This is a genomic window from Streptomyces crystallinus (assembly GCF_039521265.1).
Lineage (GTDB): Bacteria > Actinomycetota > Actinomycetes > Streptomycetales > Streptomycetaceae > Streptomyces > Streptomyces crystallinus.
This window is the reverse complement of the sequence record NZ_BAAACA010000005.1, coordinates 205,967-224,439: the sequence shown is the minus strand read 5'-3', so window position 1 is coordinate 224,439 and position 18,473 is coordinate 205,967. Positions and strand designations below refer to the sequence as shown.

Sequence of the window (18,473 nt, the reverse complement as noted above, 5' to 3'; positions counted from 1 at the left end):
GGCCGGGGTCGCGCCGGCCCGCCGGGGCCTGGGCGAGCTGCCCGCCTCCTGGGGCGAGGCGGCCGGCGCCGCCCGGGCCGCGCTGGCCGAACCCGGGCTCGGCCCGGTCGCCCAGTGGGCGGCGATCGGCCCGTACCGGCTGCTGACCGCGCTCCCCGACAGCGCGCCCCACGACGTGGCGGTCCGCGCCCTGCTCGACCCCTCGCACACGGAACTGGCCCGCACCGCCGAGGTGTTCCTCGACTGCGCGGGCCAGGCGGGCCGTACGGCGGCGGCGCTCGGCATCCACCGCCAGACCCTCTACTACCGGCTCTCCCGGGTCGAGCAGCTCACCGGGCTCGACCTCGACGCGGGCGAGGACCGGCTGCTGCTGCACATGGCCCTGAAGGCGTCACGCCTGTGAGGGCTCGCCCGGGCCGCCCTTGGGCCCGGTGGCCGCGATGAGCCGCCGCAGCCCCTCGGTGAGCTCGGCGCCGCTCGGCGCGGTGCCCGGGTCGAAGGTCCACTGGGCGATGAGCCCCATCATCAGCGTCATATAGAGCTTGCCGAGGGTGTCGACCTCGTCGTCCCCGACCTCGGCCTCGACCCCGCCCATGAACATGGGGATGATGCCGCGCGCGCCCTCGCGCTGGGCCTGCGCCAGATGGTCGCGCACTCCCGGCAGCTGGTCGCCCATGACGATGATCTCCATGCTGAGGTGCCACATCGAGCCGGGCTGCTCCATGGTGGCGATGATGTTCGACCAGACCTCCTGGAAGCGCTCCAGCGAGCCGGGCTCGGTGGCCGCCGCCGTCCCCCCGGGCGCGTCGAAGGCGTCGGAGACCCCTTCGACCATGGCGATGTACGCCTGCGCGAGCAGGGCGTCCTTGGAGCCGTAGTGGTAGCCGATGGACGCGAGATTGGTCCCCGACTCCTTGACGATGTCCCGCGCGGTCGTCCGCGCGAAGCCCTTCTCCAGCAGGCAGCGCTTGGCGCCGTCGAGTAGATCCTCACGGTGTCCCATGCGGGGAGCTTACCGGGTTTTATACGTACGTGTAATACGCGCGTATGGCGGGGTTGGCGCGCTGCACCGGGTGGTTTTTCGGCTGCGGACCGTGGTGGGCCGGTCGCGCAGTTCCCCGCGCCCCTAAGTACCCAGGGGCGCGGGGAACCGCGCGAGAAGCGGCCACCGGCCCGCAGACGAAGGCCGGGGAAAGGGTCAGACCAGGTTCACCGAGCGCGCAGACGTCGCGCCGATCGCGTCCGCGACCTCCGTCAGCACCGGCTGCGGCACGCTGTCGTCCACGGTCAGGACGGCCAGCGCCTCGCCACCCTCCTCCGCGCGAGCGACCTGCATGCCCGCGATGTTCAGACCCGCCTCGCCGAGGATCTGGCCGACCGTGCCGACCACGCCGGGGCGGTCCTCGTAGCGCAGGACGACCATGTGGTCGGCGAGCGCCAGGTCCACGTCGTAGTCGCCGATCGCCACGATCTTCTGGAGGTGCTTGGGGCCGGCCAGCGTGCCGGAGATGGCGACCTCCTCGCCGCCCGAGAGCGTGCCGCGCACGGTGACGACGTTGCGGTGGTCCGGGGACTCCGAGCTGGTGGTCAGCCGCACCTCGACGCCGCGCTCCTGCGCGAACAGGGGGGCGTTGACGTACGACACGGTCTCGTCGACCACGTCCTCGAACACGCCCTTGAGCGCGCTGAGTTCGAGCACCTTCACGTCGTGCTGGGTGATCTCGCCGTACACCTCGACGTCGAGGCGGACCGCCACCTCGCCCGCGAGGGCGGTGAAGATCCGGCCCAGCCGCTCGGCGAGCGGCAGTCCGGGCTTGACGTCCTCGGCGATGACACCGCCCTGGACGTTGACCGCGTCCGGTACCAGCTCGCCGGCGAGCGCCAGGCGCACCGAGCGGGCGACCGCGATGCCCGCCTTCTCCTGGGCCTCGTCGGTGGAGGCGCCCAGGTGCGGGGTGCAGACGACCTGGTCGAGCTCGAAGAGCGGGGAGTCCGTGCAGGGCTCCTTGGCGTACACGTCCAGGCCCGCGCCCGCGACGCGGCCCTCCTTGAGCGCCGAGTACAGCGCGGCCTCGTCGACGATGCCGCCGCGGGCCGCGTTCACGATGCGGACGTGCGGCTGGACCTTGTGGAGCGCCTCGTCGCCGATGAGGCCCAGGGTCTCGGGGGTCTTGGGCAGGTGCACGGTGATGAAGTCCGCGACCTGGAGCAGCTCGTCGAGGGTGAGGAGCTTGACGCCCATCTGCGCGGCGCGCGCGGGCTGCACATAGGGGTCGTACGCGACGATCTTCATCCCGAAGGCCGACATGCGCTGGGCGACCAGCACGCCGATGCGGCCGAGGCCGACGACGCCGAGGGTCTTCTCGCTCAGCTCGACGCCGGTGTACTTGTTCCGCTTCCACTCGCCGTTCTTCAGCGCGGTGTTGGCCTGCGGGATGTTGCGCGCGGTGGCCACCAGCAGGCCGCAGGCGAGCTCGGCGGCGGTGACGATGTTGGAGGTCGGGGCGTTGACGACCATCACGCCGGCCTTGGTGGCGGCGGAGACGTCCACGTTGTCCAGGCCCACGCCCGCGCGGGCGACGACCCTCAGCTTCCTGGCCGCGGCGATGGCCTCGGCGTCGACCTTGGTCGCGGAGCGAATGAGGATCGCGTCCACGTCGGCGATGGCGGGCAGCAGTTCGGCGCGGTCGGCTCCGTTGCAGTGCCGGATCTCGAAGTCCGGACCGAGCGCGTCGACGGTGGCGGGCGACAGCTCTTCAGCGATGAGTACGACAGGTTTCGAGCTCACGTGAGTCCTCACAGTTCCAGTGCTGCGGACTGCCGTCCCGACGGCCGCAGGCGGTGGAAGGGGTGCTTGCCGCGTGGAAGCGCACGACGCTGTGGGCCTGACGCGATGTGTTGAGCAGCAGTGTAGTGGTGCTCAAGTCGGGGTTTTCCGCCGTGGCGGAATGTCACCCGTGTGGGTGTGGACGGGATGGACAAGGGGCCGCGGCGCAGTGCCGCGGCCCCTCGAAGGCTTACGCCTCCTCGTCGTTCACCCAGCTCATGAGCTTGCGCAGCTCCTTGCCGGTGGTCTCCAGGAGGTGGTTCTCGTCCTGGGTCTTGTACTCGTTGTACTTCTTCAGACCGCCGTGGTACTCGTCCATCCAGTTCTTGGCGAAGGTGCCGTCCTGGATCTCGGTGAGGACCTTCTTCATCTCGGCCTTGGTGTCGGCGGTGATCATGCGGGGGCCGGTCACGTAGTCGCCCCACTCGGCGGTCTCGGAGACCGACCAGCGCATCTTCTCCAGGCCGCCCTCGTACATCAGGTCGACGATGAGCTTCAGCTCGTGGAGGCACTCGAAGTAGGCGATCTCCGGCTGGTAGCCCGCCTCGACGAGGGTCTCGAAGCCCGCCTTGACCAGCGCGGAGGTGCCGCCGCAGAGCACGGCCTGCTCACCGAACAGGTCGGTCTCGGTCTCCTCGGTGAAGGTGGTCTTGATGACGCCGGCCCGGGTGCCGCCGATGCCCTTGGCGTACGAGAGCGCCAGCGCGAAGCCGTTGCCGGTGGCGTCCTGCTCGACGGCCGCGATACACGGGACGCCGCGGCCCTCCTCGTACTGGCGGCGGACCAGGTGGCCCGGGCCCTTGGGGGCGACCATGCAGACGTCGACGCCCTCGGGGGCCTTGATGAAGCCGAAGCGCACGTTGAGGCCGTGGCCGAAGAACAGCGCGTCGCCGTCCTTCAGGTTGTCCTTGATGGACTCCTCGTAGACCTGGGCCTGGATCGGGTCCGGGACCAGGATCATGATGACGTCGGCCTCGGCGGCGGCCTCGGCGGGCGTGACCACGCGCAGACCCTGCTCCTCGGCCTTGGCCTTGGACTTGGAGCCCTCGTGCAGGCCGACGCGGACGTCGACACCGGAGTCACGGAGCGACAGCGCGTGGGCGTGGCCCTGGCTGCCGTAACCGATCACCGCGACCTTGCGGCCCTGGATGATGGACAGGTCGGCGTCGTCGTCGTAGAACAGCTCGGCCACTGGGATATCTCCTTGGTGTGCTGGTGTTGCGTCCCACCGTACGGCGGGGATGCCAGGTGAAGTTTTGAGTCTCGCGATACGAACACGCGAGGGGGCGGGTTCAGGCCGTGCGGTCCAGGGCCCGCAGGCTGCGGTCGGTGATGGACCGCGAGCCGCGCCCTATGGCGATCGTCCCGGACTGGACGAGCTCCTTGATACCGAACTGCTCCAGCATCTTGAGCATCGCCTCCAGCTTGTCGGCTCCGCCGGTGGCCTCGATGGTCACGGCCTCGGGCGAGACGTCGACGGTCTTGGCGCGGAACAGCTGGACGATCTCGACGATCTGGGAGCGCGTCTCGTTGTCGGCACGCACCTTCACCAGAACGAGTTCGCGCTGGATCGCAGCGCTGGGCTCGAGTTCGACGATCTTCAGGACGTTGACCAGCTTGTTGAGCTGTTTCGTCACCTGCTCCAGGGGCAGGTCCTCGACATTGACCACAATGGTGATGCGGGAGATGTCGGGGTGTTCGGTGACACCGACGGCGAGCGAGTCGATGTTGAAACCGCGGCGGGAGAACAGCGCGGCGATCCGGGCGAGGATACCGGGGGTGTTCTCGACCAGGACGGAGAGCGTGTGCTTGGTGGACATGGTGGCGGTCTCTCTCTGCTCTCTCAGTCGTCTTCGTTGTCGCCGAAGTCGGGACGGACGCCGCGGGCGGCCATGACCTCGTCGTTGGAGGTGCCGGCGGCGACCATCGGCCACACCTGGGCGTCCTCGTGGACGATGAAGTCGACGACGACCGGGCGGTCGTTGATCGAGTTGGCCTCTTCGATGGCCTTGTCCAGGTCCTCCGGGCGCTCACAGCGGATCGCGTAGCAGCCCATCGCCTCGGACAGCTTCACGAAGTCCGGGACGCGGGTGCCGGCGCTGGGCTCCTTGCCGGTGGCCTCCGGGCCGCTGTGCAGCACGGTGTTGGAGTAGCGCTGGTTGTAGAAGAGGGTCTGCCACTGGCGGACCATCCCGAGGGCGCCGTTGTTGATGATGGCGACCTTGATCGGGATGTTGTTGAGCGCACACGTGGTGAGCTCCTGGTTGGTCATCTGGAAGCAGCCGTCGCCGTCGATCGCCCAGACCGGGCGCTCGGGCATACCGGCCTTGGCGCCCATGGCGGCCGGGACCGCGTACCCCATCGTCCCGGCGCCGCCGGAGTTCAGCCAGGTGGCGGGGCGCTCGTAGTTGATGAAGTGGGCGGCCCACATCTGGTGCTGGCCGACGCCGGCCGCGTAGATGGTGTCGGCCGGGGCGAGCTCGCCGATGCGCTGGATGACCTGCTGGGGCGAGAGGCTGCCGTCGTCCGGCTGGTCGTAGCCGAGCGGGTAGGTCTCGCGCCACCGGTTCAGGTCGTTCCACCAGGCGGTGTAGTCGCCCGTGTGGCCCTCGGTGTGCTCGGCCTGGACGGCCTGCACCAGATCGGCGATGACCTCGCGGGCGTCGCCCACGATCGGCACGTCGACCTCGCGGTTCTTGCCGATCTCGGCGGGGTCGATGTCCGCGTGGATGATCTTCGCGTACGGGGCGAAGCTGTCCAGCTTGCCGGTGACCCGGTCGTCGAAGCGGGTGCCGAGCGCGATCAGCAGGTCGGACTTCTGGAGCGCGGTGACGGCGGTGACCGCACCGTGCATACCGGGCATCCCCACGTGCAGCGGGTGGCTGTCGGGGAAGGCGCCGAGCGCCATCAGGGTGGTGGTGACGGGCGCTCCGGTGAGCTCCGCGAGGACCTTCAGCTCGGCCGTGGCACCGGCCTTCAGGACGCCGCCGCCGACGTACAGGACCGGGCGCTTGGCCTGGACGATCAGCTTGGCGGCCTCGCGGATCTGCTTGGCGTGCGGCTTGGTGACCGGGCGGTAGCCCGGCAGGTCCATGTGCGGCGGCCAGGAGAAGGTGGTGCGCGCCTGGAGGGCGTCCTTGGCGATGTCGACCAGGACCGGGCCCGGGCGGCCGGTGGAGGCGATGTGGAAGGCCTCCGCGATCGTCTTGGGGATGTCCTCGGCCTTGGTGACCAGGAAGTTGTGCTTGGTGATCGGCATCGTGATGCCGACGATGTCCGCCTCCTGGAAGGCGTCGGTGCCGATCGCCTTGGAGGAGACCTGCCCGGTGATGGCGACCAGCGGGACGGAGTCCATATGGGCGTCCGCGATCGGCGTGACCAGGTTGGTGGCGCCGGGGCCCGAGGTCGCCATACAGACGCCGACCTTGCCGGTGGCCTGCGCGTAGCCGGTGGCGGCGTGGCCCGCGCCCTGCTCGTGGCGGACCAGCACGTGGCGCACCCGGGTGGAGTCCATCATCGGGTCGTACGCCGGGAGGATGGCGCCGCCCGGAATGCCGAAGACGGTCTCGGCCCCCACTTCCTCGAGAGAGCGGATGAGGGACTGCGCGCCCGTGACGTGCTCAACGGTGGCGGACTGGGATCCGCCGTTACGGGCCCGCGGCTGCGGGTGGTGGGCCCCGGTGGCCTGCTCGGTCATCGGCATTCTCTTCTCGAAGCTGAGGGTTTATGCGGGGGTTTGGTCGAGATCGCTGTCGTGCTTCAGGTGTGCCAGTGCAACAAAAAACCCCTCGTGCCGTGAGGCAAGCGAGGGGAGCGCGTCGGGTGTGGTCCACTGGGCCCGCGTGGGGGCCCGGCTTCAGCCGACGCGCTTTCCAAGTACGAGAATTCGGGTGCGCATGGCATTGACCCTCCCCCCGGCGCCCCGGACGTGTCAAGTGGGTGGGACGGGTGTCTCACTATTTGAGTGATTGACCCGGACGGAGGGCAGCGCCCGGCCGCTGAGCACGGGCAGCGCGGCCCCGCCCGGAACCGGGAACGTGCCCCGCACCAGGGCCCGGCGCAGCCGGTACTCGTCCAGCGGCCCGGAGAAGGCCATGCCCTGCCCGTGGGTGCACCCCATGGCCCGCAGCGCCAGCACCTGCTCCGGCACGTCCACGCCGTCGGCCACCGACTGCATCCCGAGGTCGCAGGCGATCCTCAGCAGCCCGCTGGTGATCTTGTGCAGCCGGGCGGACTCGACCACGCCCTCGACCAGTCCCCTGTCCAGTTTCAGTACGTCGATGGGGAGCCGGCGCAGGGCGTTGATCGCCGCGTACCCGCTGCCGAAGCCGTCCAGGGCGATCCGTACGCCGAGTCGGCGCAGGCTCACCAGACGGCGCTCCAGCTCGTCGAAGGAGATCCTGGGGTCGCTGTCGGCCAGCTCGATCACCAGCGCTCCGGACGGCAGCCCGTGCCTGGTCAGCAGGGCTTCCACGGATCCCAGCGGCATCGACTTGTCGAGCAGGCGGCGGGCCGGCAGCCGCACCGCGACCGGGGTGTCGTGTCCGGCCCGGCAGCGCTCGGCAGCTTGCTCGACGGCCTCTTCCAGAAGCCAGCGGCCCAGCTCCGCCGTGCGCTCGCTGTCGTCGGCGACCCGCAGGAATTCGGCCGGGGTGAAGAGGATCCCCTGGGCCGATCTCCAGCGCGCCTGCGCGGCCACGGCGGCGACCCGCCCGGTGGTCAGATTGACCACCGGCTGGTGCAGCAGCGCGAACTCGCCCTCGTGCAGCGCGGTGCGCAGCCGGGCGGCCAGCTCGGTCTTGCGCACCACCTCGGCCTGCATCTGCGGCGCGTACATCTCCACCCGGTTCTTGCCGCCGGACTTGGCCCGGTACATCGCGAGGTCGGCGTTGCGCATCAGCTCGCGGGCGCTGACGTCGCGCTCGGCGAAGGCCACCCCGATGGAGGCGGCGACCCGTACCTCGTTGCCGTCGATCTGGTACGGCTGGGAGAGGGTCAGCCGCAGCCGGTCGGCGATCTCGTACACCTGGCGCTGGCGGGCGGCCCGGTCGCGGCCGCCGTCACCGAGGATCAGGGCCGCGAACTCGTCGCCGCCGAGGCGGGCGGCCGTGTCGCCGGCCCGGACCGAGTCCTGGAGGCGGCGGGCCGCCTGGATCAGCAGCTCGTCGCCGGCCTGGTGGCCGATGGTGTCGTTGACCTGCTTGAAGCCGTCGAGGTCGATGAAGAGCACCGCCGTGCCCGGGTCGGAGGCGCGGCGGCCGCTCAGCGCCTGGCGCACCCGCTCGGTGAACAGGGCGCGGTTGGGCAGGTCGGTGAGCGGGTCGTGCTCGGCGTTGTGCTGCAACTGGGCCTGGAGGCGCACCCGTTCGGTCACGTCCCGGCTGTTGAGGATCAGGCCGCCCTGGTGGCGGTTGATGGTCGACTCCACGTTCAGCCACTCGCCGGTGCCGGACCTGAAGCGGCACTCGATCCGGCCGGCCGGCTCCTCGGCCGGGGGCGCGGCCAGGAAGCGCCGCACCTCGTGCACCACCCGGCCCAGGTCCTCCGGGTGGATCAGGGAGGCCAGCTCGGAGCCGACCAGGTCCTCCGCGTCCCGTCCGTAGACGCCCGCGGCGGCGGGGCTGACGTACCGCAGTATCCCGCTCGGCGCGGCGATCATGATGACGTCGCTGGAGCCCTGCACCAGGGAGCGGAAGTGGTTCTCCTTCTGGGCCAGTTCGTGGGTGAGCGCGATGTTGTCCACCAGCATGATTCCCTGGCGCACCACCAGCGCGAGCACCACCGTGCACCCGGTGAAGACGACCACGCGGTCGACCCGGCGGCCCTCGATCACGTTGTAGAGGATCCCCAGGGTGCACACGGCCGCCGCGAGGTACGGCGTGAGCGCTCCCAGCGAGCCCGCGATCGGCCTGCTGGCGGGGAGCGCGCCGGGCCGCCTCGGCGGCGGTGGCGGCGCGCAGGCCCGGCCGGGGGCGAGCCTGCGGGCTCCCCACGGCGCGTAGGCGAGCAGCAGCGAGGCGGCGAACCAGCCCGCGTCCAGGAGCTGGCCGGAGCGGTAGTGCACCCGCAGCAGCGGTGAGGTGTACAGCGCGTCGCACAGCACGGTCAGGGCGAGCGCGGCGATGGCCGTGTTGACCGCCGACCGGTTGGCGGAGGAGCGCCGGAAGTGCAGGGCGAGCACCATGCTCACGAGCACGATGTCGAGCAGGGGATACGCGAGGGCCAGCGCGGCGCCGGCGACGCTCTCGCCCTCGAAGTGCGCGGTGTGCGCGAGGGCCAGGCTCCAGGAGAGGGTCAGCAGCGAGCCGCCGATCAGCCAGGAGTCCAGCGCCAGGCAGACCCAGCCGGCCCGGGTGACCGGGCGCTTGGCCAGCACAAGCAGCCCGACGATCGCGGGCGGCGCGAAGAGCAGGAAGAACAGGTCGGCCAGGGAGGGCGAGGGGATGGCAGCGTGGTCGAGCACCACCTCGTACCACCCCCAGACTCCGTTGCCGCTCGCCGCCATGGCGGAGGAGAACGAGAACAGGAGCCACGCGGGCCGAAAGCGGCTCTCCGCCTCCCCGGCGCCTCCGCGCGCGTAGAGGAAGCAGGAGACCGAGGCCGCCATCGCCGCGGCGCTGAGCCCGAAGTCCCCCATCACATCGGCGACTTCCGGGGATCCCCAGCCGAGCGCCGCGCCCGTCGCGTACCCGGCGCAGACCACCGCCAGGACCAGCTGGGGCACCAGGCCCGTCCCGCCGTCGGGCAGCGGCCGGTGGGGCAGCACCGCGCCGGGGGCGCTCACCGGGCCCCTCCGGGTCCGGCCGCCGTACGGACGCGGGCTCCGGGACCGCTGGTGCGGCCCGGCGGGTGGGCCCTCGCGGACGCCGGGCGGGCGGTCGGCGAGGGCGGGCGGGCCGCCCTGGCCGGCGGCCGGGTCCGGGCCGGCATCCGGGTGCGGGCCCGGGCGCGGACCTGGGGCCGGGTGCGGCCCCTCAGGAGCCCCGGCCGTGCGCCTCGGGGTAGCCGTCGGCGGCTCCGCCGCGTCGGATCGTTGGTCCATTGGCCGTGCATCGCCCGTCGCCCCCCTCGCTGTGACATTCGCTCCCCCGCGCCGTCAGACACGCGGCGCAGCCCCCGGTCGGGACGATACACCAGTCTCGTCACTCAGGGACATAGTTCCTCTACGCTCCGTGACCACCAAGGGAGTTGCCGCCACGGACCGCACCCGGCCCGGTGCGCAGAGTCGCCGAGCGGGGGCGGGGCGGCCCTACGCGATCGTCAGGACCACGTTGTCCAGCTCCTCCCCGGCCGCGTACTTGGTCAGCTGGCGGGCGAGCAGCGCCTTGGCGCGCGGCAGGAACGCCGATGTGGAGCCCCCGACATGAGGGCTGATCAGAACGTTCGGCGCATGCCACAGCGGGTGTCCGGCGGGCAGCGGCTCGGGATCGGTGACGTCCAGGGCGGCCCGCAGACGGCCGCTCTCCAGCTCCGCGAGGAGCGCCTTGGTGTCCACGACCGGGCCCCGCGCCACGTTCACCAGCAGCGCCCCGTCCTTCATGCGGCCCAGGAACTCTGCGCCCGCCAGGCCCTTCGTCTGCTCGGTGAGGGGGGTGGAGAGGACCACCACGTCGGCCTCCGGGAGGAGTGCGGGCAGTTCGGTGAGGGGATGCACTGGGCCGCGCGCAGTCGTGCGCCAGGAGCGCGCCACGCGCGCCACCCGGGCGCACTCGAACGGCGCGAGCCGGTCCTCGATGGCCGCGCCGATCGATCCGTACCCCACGATCAGCACCGACCTGCCGGCGAGGGCCGGATAGAACCCCGACCGCCACTCCTCCTTCTCCTGCCCCGCGACGAAGGAGGGAATCCCCCGCAGCGAGGCGAGGATCAGCGCGAGGGTGAGCTCGGCGGTGGACGCCTCGTGCACACCGCGCGCGTTGCAGAGCCGCACGCCCCGGGGCAGCGAGTCGAGGCCCTGCTGTACGTGGTCGATGCCCGCCGACAGGGTCTGCACGACCCGTACGCCCGTCATCGCGGCGAGCGGGCGTACGGCGGTGGCCGCGCCCTTCATGTACGGGACCACGTAGAAGGCGCAGTCGGCGGGGTCGGCGGGGTAGTCCGGGCCGCCGTCCCACAGGCGGTAGGAGAGGCCGTCGGGAAGGCCCGGGATCTCGTCGGCACGGAAGGGGAGCCACACGTCTGCAGTCATGCCCGGAGGCTATGTCAGGACCCCCGGCGACCAGAGGTTAGTTTGGGGGTCACACCCAGGGCGGTACGGAGGGGTACGGGGAGTTGGAGCGCAGGACTATCGGTGCGGCGACCCTGGAGGTGGGCGCGATCGGCCTCGGCTGTATGCCGATGAGCTGGGGATACACCACGTCGCAGCAGCGCGGGGACCGCTCGCTGCGGGCCGTGCACGCCGCGCTCGACGCCGGGTCCTCCCTGCTCGACACCGCGGACATGTACGGCCCGTTCAAGAACGAGCTGCTGGTGGGCCGCGCCCTGAAGGAGCGCCGGGCCGACGCCTTCGTCGCCACCAAGTGCGGGCTGCTGGTGGGCGGCGACGCGCATGTGGTGGCCAATGGACGCCCCGGCTATGTGAAGCGCGCCTGCGACGCCTCGCTGCGGCGGCTCCAGACGGACGTCATCGACCTCTACCAGCTGCACCGGGCGGACCCCGAGGTGCCGGTCGAGGAGACCTGGGGTGCGATGGCGGAGCTGGTGACGGCGGGCAAGGTGCGGGCGCTGGGGGTGTGCGCGACGGATAACCCGACGGGCCGGAGGTCGGGCGCCCCCTATGAAGTGACGATACGTCAACTGGAGCGGGTGCAGCAGGTGTTCCCGGTCAGCGCGGTCCAGGCCGAGCTGTCGGTGTGGGCGCGCGACGCGCTGGACGCGCTGCTGCCGTGGTGTGCGGCGCGGGGTGTGGGCTTCCTCGCCGCGATGCCGCTCGGCAGCGGCTTCCTCAGCGGCACGCTCACCCCGGGCCAGGGCTTCGAGCCGGACGACGTACGGGCCCGGCACCCCCGTTTCACCGCCGAGATGATGGCGGCCAACCAGCCCGTGGTGGCGGGGCTGCGCCGGGTCGCGGCGCGCCACGGGGACGGGGTGACCCCGGCCCAGGTCGCCCTGGCCTGGCTGCTGGGCCGGGGCCCGCACGTGGTCCCGGTGCCGGGCACCAAACGCGAGGAGTGGGCCCGCGAGAACGCGGCGGCGGCGGGGCTCGTCCTGACGCCCCGGGACGAGGCGGAGATCGAACGGCTGCCGGCGGCCCGGGGGTCGTGGGACTGAGGATCCGAGGGACTGAGGGGGCTGTCGAAGAGGCCGGGAAGGTGGTCGGGAACCTGAGGGGCTCGGGCGGTGTAAGTACCGTAGAGACCGCAGCCGCTCGAAAGGAAGCGAACCGTGCAACGTCCTGCTCTGACGGCCCTGTTGGCCGCCGCCGCGCTGGTGCTCGCGGCCGGGTGCTCGTCCGGGACCGCGCCGCGCCCGGCCGGCGGCGCCCACTCGACGCCCGCGCCGAGCTCCCCGAGCGCCTCCTCCACCGCGTCCGCCGCGAAGCTCCCACCGGCGAAGGGCACGGTGAAGGTCGTCAGAACCGTGGCCCAGGGCCTCAAGTCGCCCTGGGGCGTGGCCCCGCTGCCCGACGGCGGCCTGCTCGTCGCCTCGCGCGACGAGGGCACGGTCAGCCGGGTCGACACGGCGGGCAAGGCGACGGTGATCGGCAGTGTCCCGGGGGTGAAGCCGGGCGGCGAGGGCGGTCTGCTCGGCCTCGCCCTCTCCCCCGCCTTCGCCTCGGACCACCAGGTGTACGCGTACTTCACCACCGAGTCCGACAACCGCATCGCCCGCATGATCTACGACGACAAGCGCCCGGCGGGCGAGCAGCTGGGCGCGCCCGACACCATCCTGCGGGGCATTCCCAAGGGCACCATCCACAACGGCGGCCGGATCGCCTTCGGCCCGGACAAGATGCTGTACGCGGGCACGGGCGAGACGGGCGACCGGGGTCTGGCCCAGGACAAGAAGTCGCTGGGCGGCAAGATCCTGCGGATGACCCCGGACGGCCTGCCGGTGCACGGCAACCCGGAGGCGGACTCGGTGGTGTATTCGTACGGCCACCGCAACGTCCAGGGCCTCGCCTGGGACGACGCGAAGCGGCTGTGGGCCTCCGAGTTCGGCCAGGACACCTGGGACGAGCTCAATCTGATCGGGCCGGGGGAGAACGACGGCTGGCCGCTGGTCGAGGGCAAGGGCGGCAAGCCCGGGTTCGTGGACCCGGTGGAGCAGTGGAAGACCTCGGAGGCCTCACCGAGCGGGGTGGCCTATGCGGCGGGCAGCATCTGGATGGCGTCGCTGCGCGGCCAGCGGCTCTGGCGCATCCCGCTGGACGGCACCAAGCCGCTGGCGCCGCCGCAGGCGTTCCTCTCGTCCTCGTACGGACGGCTGCGCACGGTGATGGCGACGGGGCCGCACACCCTGCTCCTGGTCACCAGCCAGACCGACGGCCGGGGCACCCCGAAGCCGGGCGACGACCGGATCCTGGAGCTGGAGGTGACATGACGAACCGGCTGCCCGGACCCCGGCTGCCCGGACCCCGGCGGTCGGCGCCCGCGCTCAGGCCGCGCTCTCCGTGAAGAGGTTGAGCCGGTGGGCCAGCGCGGCGGCCTCGCCCCGGCCCGAGACGCCCAGCTTGGCCAGGATGTTGGAGACGTGCACGCTGGCCGTCTTCGGGGAGATGTACAGCTCCTCGGCGATCTGGCGGTTGCTGTGTCCGGCGGCGACCAGGCGCAGGACGTCCTGCTCCCGGCTGGTCAGCCCGAGTGCCCCGGCCGGGTCGGCGGCCTCGTCGGGGACGGCGGGTTCCGGCGCGGTCAGCGCCAGCCGGGCCCGGCGGGCCAGCAGCTCCAGCTCCTCCACCAGCGGCCGGGCCCCGATGCGTACGGCGGCGGAGTGCGACTGGCGCAGCAGCGTGGCGACGGTGTCGCGGCGGTTGCCCTCGGCGAGCAGCGCGGCGGCCCAGCGGTGGCAGACCCGGGCGAGCTCGTAGGGGCGCTCCAACTGCTGGAGGGCGGTGGCGGCGGCCTCCCAGCGGGCCGCGTCGTCGCGACCCTCGGCGCGGGCCAGATCCGCCTCGACGCACAGGGCGTACGCCTTGGCGAGCGGGCTGGGGGTGGGCATCGTCCGAGCGGTGGAGCGGATCAGGGCCAGCGTCTCGGCCCGGCCCGGCTCAGCGGCGGGCAGCCCGCGCAGATCGGCCTCCACGCCGGCGGCGGTGATCAGCAGGGGCCAGCCGTACCGCTGGGTGCCGGGCGGGAAGCCGCCCGCGGCCGCGCGGGCGAGCACGGCGCGCGCGTCGGCGAAGCGGCCCTGCCCGGCCGCGACGGCGAGCTCGATCCGGGCGACGGGCAGCGCGTTCTGGGGCAGCGGGTCGCGGGCGCCGAAGTAGCCGACGGCGTCGGCGAGACGGGCGGCGGCGAGGTCCAGCTCGCCGCGGAGCACGGCGAGCTGGGCGAGACGAAGGGCGGAGTAGCCCCGGGGCTTGCCGCTCACACCGGAGCGCTGGATCCACTCGACGCGCTCGGCGGCCTCGTCCCAGCGGCCGAGGCCGACCAGGGCGTCGGACTCGTTGCCCGCAGCCCAGGCCTCGCTGTCGAGCAGGCCGTACTTGCGCGAGAGGCGGACGCCCTCGGCCGCGGTCCGCGCGGCCTCCTGGGAGCGGCCGACCGATTCGAGACTGGAGGAGAGGTTCACATGGCCGCGGCCCGCTTCACCGACCAAGCCGAGCTCCAGGGAGCGCTCGACGACCTCGCGCATCATGGCGAGGCCGCCCTCGACGTCACCCGCGTCGACCATCAGGCCGCCGAGGGTGAGCCGGGCGTTGAGCTCGGTCTCCTCGGCGTCGACGAGCTTGGCGTACTCGACGGCCCGCTCGGCGGCGGCGAGCGACTCGGGGCCGGGGCGGTGCAGCATGCCCCAGCCCGCGGCGGTGGCCAGGATCGCCGCGTGCACGGCGGACGGCGGAAGTCCCCGGACGAGCTCCTGGGCGGTGGCGATCTCGTCCCAGCCGTCGCCGCGGCCGAGGCTCTGCACCAGCTTGGAGAGCTCGGTCCAGAACCAGGCGGCCCGCAGCGGGTCGCCGTGCGGGGTGCCGGGCGGGGCGTCCGCCTCCTCGGCCTCGATGATCCGCAGCGCGCGCTTGGCGATCTTCACGGCCCGTTCGCGCTCCCCGCAGAAGCGGGCCGCGACGGCCGCCTCGGCGAGCAGGTCGAGATAGCCGAGGGGGGTGGTGTGGGGGTCGCAGGTGTAGCAGGAGGGGTAGGCGCCGGCGTAGTCCAGGGGGCGCAGGTCGGCGCGGCCTTCGGCGGGGACGGAGTCCCACAGCTCCATACCGCGCTCCAGCAGCCGCAGTTGCTCGGAGTAGGCGTGCCGCTTGCGGGCCTCGACGGCGGCGCGCAGCACCACGGGCAGCGCCTTGGCGGCGTCGTGCGCGGAGTACCAGTAGCTGGCCAGCCGGGTGGCCTGCTCGTCGGCGCGGACCAGCGAGGGGTCGGCCTCCAGGGCCTCGGCGTACCGGCGGTTGAGGCGGGAGCGCTCGCCGGGCAGCAGGTCGTCGCTGACGGCCTCGCGGACCAGGGAGTGGCGGAAGCGGTAGCCGTCGCCGTCCTCCGTGGGCAGCAGGATGTTGGCGCCGACGGCCGCGCGCAGCGCCGCGTCGAGGTCGTCCTCGGGGAGCCGGCAGACCGCGGCGAGCAGCGGGTGCTCCACGGTGGAGCCGCCCTCGGCGAGGATGCGGACGACGAGCTGGGCGTCCTCGGAGAGCGTCTCGACCCGTACGAGCAGCAGGTCGCGCAGGGACTCACTGAGGCCGCCGGTGGAGCAGCCCGACTCGTGGCAGACGCTGAGCTCCTCCACGAAGAAGGCATTGCCGTCGGAGCGCGCGAAGATCTCGTCCACCAGGGCCTGTTCGGGCTCGGCGGCGAGGATCCCGGTGAGCTGGCGCCGGACCTCGCCCCGGCTGAAGCGGGACAGCTCGATGCGCCGGACCGTGCGCAGCCGGTCGAGTTCGGCGAGCAGCGGGCGCAGCGGGTGGCGGCGGTGGATGTCGTCGGCGCGGTAGGTGGCGACGACGACGAGCCGGCCGCGCCGCAGGGTGCGCAGCAGATAGGCGAGCAGATGGCGGGTGGAGGCGTCCGCCCAGTGCAGGTCCTCCAGGACCAGGACGACCGTGCGCTCAGCGGCGGTCCGCTCCAGGAGCCGTACGGTGAGTTCGAAGAGGCGGGCGGTGCCGTCCTCGCCGCTCTCCCGGCTGGCCTCGCCCAGCTCCGGCAGCAGCCGGGCCAGTTCCTCCTCCTGGCCGTCGGCGGCCGCGGCGAACTCCTCGGGCAGTCGGCGGCGCAGGGTGCGCAGCGCGGTGGAGAACGGGGCGAACGGCAGGCCGTCGGCGCCGATCTCGACACAGCCGCCGACGGCGACGACCGCCTCGGCGTCACAGGCGCCGTCGGTGAACTCCTCGATGAGCCGGGTCTTGCCCACCCCGGCCTCACCGCCCACCAGCAACGCCTGCGGCTCGCCCGCGGTGGCGCGGGCGAGCGCTTCGTTCAGGACGGTCAGTTCACCGGCGCGGCCGACGAACACGGGGCTGAAGGACCTGGTCTCCACGTCGCCGAGCATCGCACAGCTGTCCGGTCCTACGGCACCCATGGGGACGATCAAGGTCATCGGGGTTCCCGCGCCCGCTCAGGCGGCGTGCGCGAAGCGGTCGCGCAGGTCGCGCAGCTGGCTCACCCGCCCCTCGCCTTCCTGGTCGGCGTCGCGCCGGTTGCGGCGGGCGGCGCGGGCCTGGCGGACCAGCCGCTGGGCGGCGGCCTCGCGGAGCAGCTCGGCCTGGTTCACCTTGTGCATCTGGTACTCGAACATCTCGGTCTCCCTGTCGCCCCTGGTGAGGGGCTCTTCCCGGTGGTTCCTCGCTCCTTGCGATGCCTCTACTTTCGTCCCCCAGGGGGCCCTGGGGCATCGGGAGAGTGCCGCATCCTCACGGGCCCGGGGCCTTAGATACGAGGGGGTCGAGCGGGCGGGGAACTCAGGCGTAAGGCAGGGGGCTTAGCCCGCCGGTGGGTGCCTTACGGGAGGGCCGGTGGAAGAGTGGACCACACCCGGCGACCGCGCCGAACCGGCCCGCACCCAGCGACCCGCACCCAGCCACCGCACCCCAGCGACCCCCAACCAGCCCCCCAGGGAGCCGAGATGACCCAGCCGTCCCCGCACCTGCCCTACGGCACCCCCGACGCCCCCCGGATCGCGGTCCGGGGCGAGGCCGTGCTCGATGTCGACCCGGAGATCGCCCGGCTCGGGGTGACCGTCACGGCCCGCGGCACCGACCGGCGTACCGCGCTCGAGGACCTCACCCGCCGCAACGCCGCCGTCCTCGACCTCGTGAAGTCCTACGGGGAGGCGGTCGAGCAGGTGGAGACCGGCTCGTTCTCGGTCAGCCCCGAACTGGGCCGGCACGGCCGGGGCGAGCGGGTGCGGGCGTACCACGGGCAGGTGCGGGTGGGGGTGGAGCTCGGGGACTTCACGGCGCTCGGCGAGCTGGTCTCACGGCTGGCCTCGCTGGAACTGACCCGTGTGGACGGCCCGTGGTGGGCGCTGCGCCCGGCCTCGCCCGCGTACGGGAAGGCCCGCCGCCGGGCCGTCGAGCAGGCGGTGGAGCGCGCCCGCGAGTACGCGACGGCGCTCGGCAGCGAGCTGGTGGCGCTGCTCGAACTGGCCGACGAGGGCGCCGAGGACGCGCGGCCGTACCCGGTGGCGGCGCCCGCGAGGATGCGCGCGGCGGGGTACGGCGGCGCGCCCGAGAGCGTCCCCGAGCTCGATCTGGAGCCGCAGCGCCAGACCGTGAACGCCTCCGTCCTGGCCCGCTTCACGATGGCGCCCCCGGCGCTCTGACAGCGCGGGGGCGGCCTGGGGACCGGACGTTCGGGAGCGGGCGTCAGGAGCCGGTGGAGGGGAGGGTTGCGAACAGGTCGAAGTACATCCCGACCGAGAGCAGCAGCCCGAGCGCGCCGAGGACGACGCCGCCGAGCGCGACCGCCCGCAGCCAGACGGGCTGCGGCGGCTGGGCCTCGGGGGCGCCGAACGCCGGGCGGGCCAGCACGAACGCGCCGACCAGCAGGGCGAGCAGCGCGAAGCCGCCGTTCACGGCGGCGGTGGTGTGCCAGGAGTCGCCGTAGATCTCGTGGATCTGCGCGGAGGCCGTGCCGCCCTGGGCGGTCTTGATCTGGCCGAGCAGGGTCTCGCGCTCGGAGAGGACCTTGCCGGTCCAGGTGCCGGTGAGGGAGGCGAGGCCGAGCGCCGCCGAGACCACGGCGGCGGCGCCGGCCCCGATCCCGGTACGGACGGGCTCGGCGGGCGGAACATCGCCGTCGAGCTCGTCGTCGTCCTCGGCCACAGCGCCGTCGGCCCTGTCGGCCACGTCAGCCCCGTCGGCCTCATCGGCCCTGTCGGTCAGGGCTTCCTCGGTGACGGCTTCCCCGGCGGCGCTCTTCTCGGCGGGAGCGTCGTCGGCAACCGCCGTCACCTCGGCGTCGGCTTCACGGTCGGTCGGGTCGGTCCTGGTCGCGTCGGTCTTGGTCGTGGAGGGGGTGGCAGTCATGCCGGGGACGGTAGG

14 protein-coding genes are annotated in these 18,473 nt (G+C 72.6%); 4 read left to right on the top strand and 10 right to left on the bottom strand.

What is annotated here, in order from left to right:
- Positions 1-403: PucR family transcriptional regulator (locus tag ABD236_RS03890; RefSeq protein ID WP_344070095.1), on the top strand; the 403-nt coding region annotated here is incomplete at its 5' end.
- On the opposite strand, the gene ABD236_RS03885 is transcribed toward ABD236_RS03890, so the two are convergent.
- The 7 genes from ABD236_RS03885 to ABD236_RS03855 all read right to left on the bottom strand — a co-directional run bounded on the left by ABD236_RS03885 (position 392) and on the right by ABD236_RS03855 (position 11,015).
- Positions 392-1,003, bottom strand: coding sequence for a TetR/AcrR family transcriptional regulator (locus ABD236_RS03885; RefSeq protein ID WP_344070093.1), 612 nt, complete (start codon positions 1,001-1,003; stop codon positions 392-394). The genes ABD236_RS03890 and ABD236_RS03885 overlap by 12 nt on opposite strands.
- A gap of 195 nt (positions 1,004-1,198) precedes the next feature.
- On the bottom strand, positions 1,199-2,788 hold the full coding sequence (gene serA, locus ABD236_RS03880; protein WP_344070091.1) for a phosphoglycerate dehydrogenase: 1,590 nt from the start codon (positions 2,786-2,788) through the stop codon (positions 1,199-1,201).
- A gap of 229 nt (positions 2,789-3,017) precedes the next feature.
- Entirely contained in the window at positions 3,018-4,019 is a 1,002-nt protein-coding gene (gene ilvC, locus ABD236_RS03875) for a ketol-acid reductoisomerase (RefSeq protein ID WP_344070089.1), read from the bottom strand.
- A 100-nt stretch (positions 4,020-4,119) separates the two neighbouring features.
- A complete protein-coding gene (ilvN, locus tag ABD236_RS03870; RefSeq protein ID WP_067164603.1) occupies positions 4,120-4,647 on the bottom strand; it encodes an acetolactate synthase small subunit in 528 nt (175 codons plus the stop codon).
- 23 nt (positions 4,648-4,670) lie between these two features.
- Positions 4,671-6,530, bottom strand: coding sequence for an acetolactate synthase large subunit (locus ABD236_RS03865; RefSeq protein ID WP_344070086.1), 1,860 nt, complete (start codon positions 6,528-6,530; stop codon positions 4,671-4,673).
- A gap of 228 nt (positions 6,531-6,758) precedes the next feature.
- The gene (locus ABD236_RS03860; protein ID WP_344070084.1) at positions 6,759-9,611 is read right to left on the bottom strand and encodes a putative bifunctional diguanylate cyclase/phosphodiesterase; all 2,853 of its coding nucleotides are present in this window, start codon (positions 9,609-9,611) and stop codon (positions 6,759-6,761) included.
- 465 nt (positions 9,612-10,076) lie between these two features.
- Positions 10,077-11,015, bottom strand: coding sequence for a 2-hydroxyacid dehydrogenase (locus ABD236_RS03855; RefSeq protein WP_344070082.1), 939 nt, complete (start codon positions 11,013-11,015; stop codon positions 10,077-10,079).
- Between the two features lie 83 nt (positions 11,016-11,098).
- On the opposite strand from ABD236_RS03855, the gene ABD236_RS03850 reads away from it, so the two are divergent.
- Together ABD236_RS03850 and ABD236_RS03845 are read left to right on the top strand one after the other, a co-directional pair.
- Positions 11,099-12,097 (top strand): aldo/keto reductase, encoded by a 999-nt coding sequence (locus ABD236_RS03850; protein WP_344070080.1) that lies wholly within the window; start codon positions 11,099-11,101, stop codon positions 12,095-12,097.
- 114 nt (positions 12,098-12,211) lie between these two features.
- Positions 12,212-13,369 (top strand): PQQ-dependent sugar dehydrogenase, encoded by a 1,158-nt coding sequence (locus tag ABD236_RS03845; RefSeq protein WP_344070078.1) that lies wholly within the window; start codon positions 12,212-12,214, stop codon positions 13,367-13,369.
- A 54-nt stretch (positions 13,370-13,423) separates the two neighbouring features.
- Here the strand turns inward: ABD236_RS03845 and ABD236_RS03840 are convergent, their stop codons facing one another.
- A complete protein-coding gene (locus ABD236_RS03840) occupies positions 13,424-16,528 on the bottom strand; it encodes a helix-turn-helix transcriptional regulator (protein WP_344070076.1) in 3,105 nt (1,034 codons plus the stop codon).
- An 18-nt stretch (positions 16,529-16,546) separates the two neighbouring features.
- A complete protein-coding gene (locus tag ABD236_RS03835; protein WP_344070074.1) occupies positions 16,547-16,726 on the bottom strand; it encodes a hypothetical protein in 180 nt (59 codons plus the stop codon).
- Between the two features lie 327 nt (positions 16,727-17,053).
- Between ABD236_RS03835 and ABD236_RS03830 the strand changes: the two genes are divergently transcribed.
- Entirely contained in the window at positions 17,054-17,752 is a 699-nt protein-coding gene (locus tag ABD236_RS03830) for an SIMPL domain-containing protein (protein WP_344070072.1), read from the top strand.
- A 43-nt stretch (positions 17,753-17,795) separates the two neighbouring features.
- Here the strand turns inward: ABD236_RS03830 and ABD236_RS03825 are convergent, their stop codons facing one another.
- Positions 17,796-18,458: a hypothetical protein gene (locus ABD236_RS03825; RefSeq protein ID WP_344070070.1), complete on the bottom strand. Its 663-nt coding sequence runs from the start codon at positions 18,456-18,458 to the stop codon at positions 17,796-17,798.
- Between the last annotated feature and the right edge of the window lie 15 nt (positions 18,459-18,473).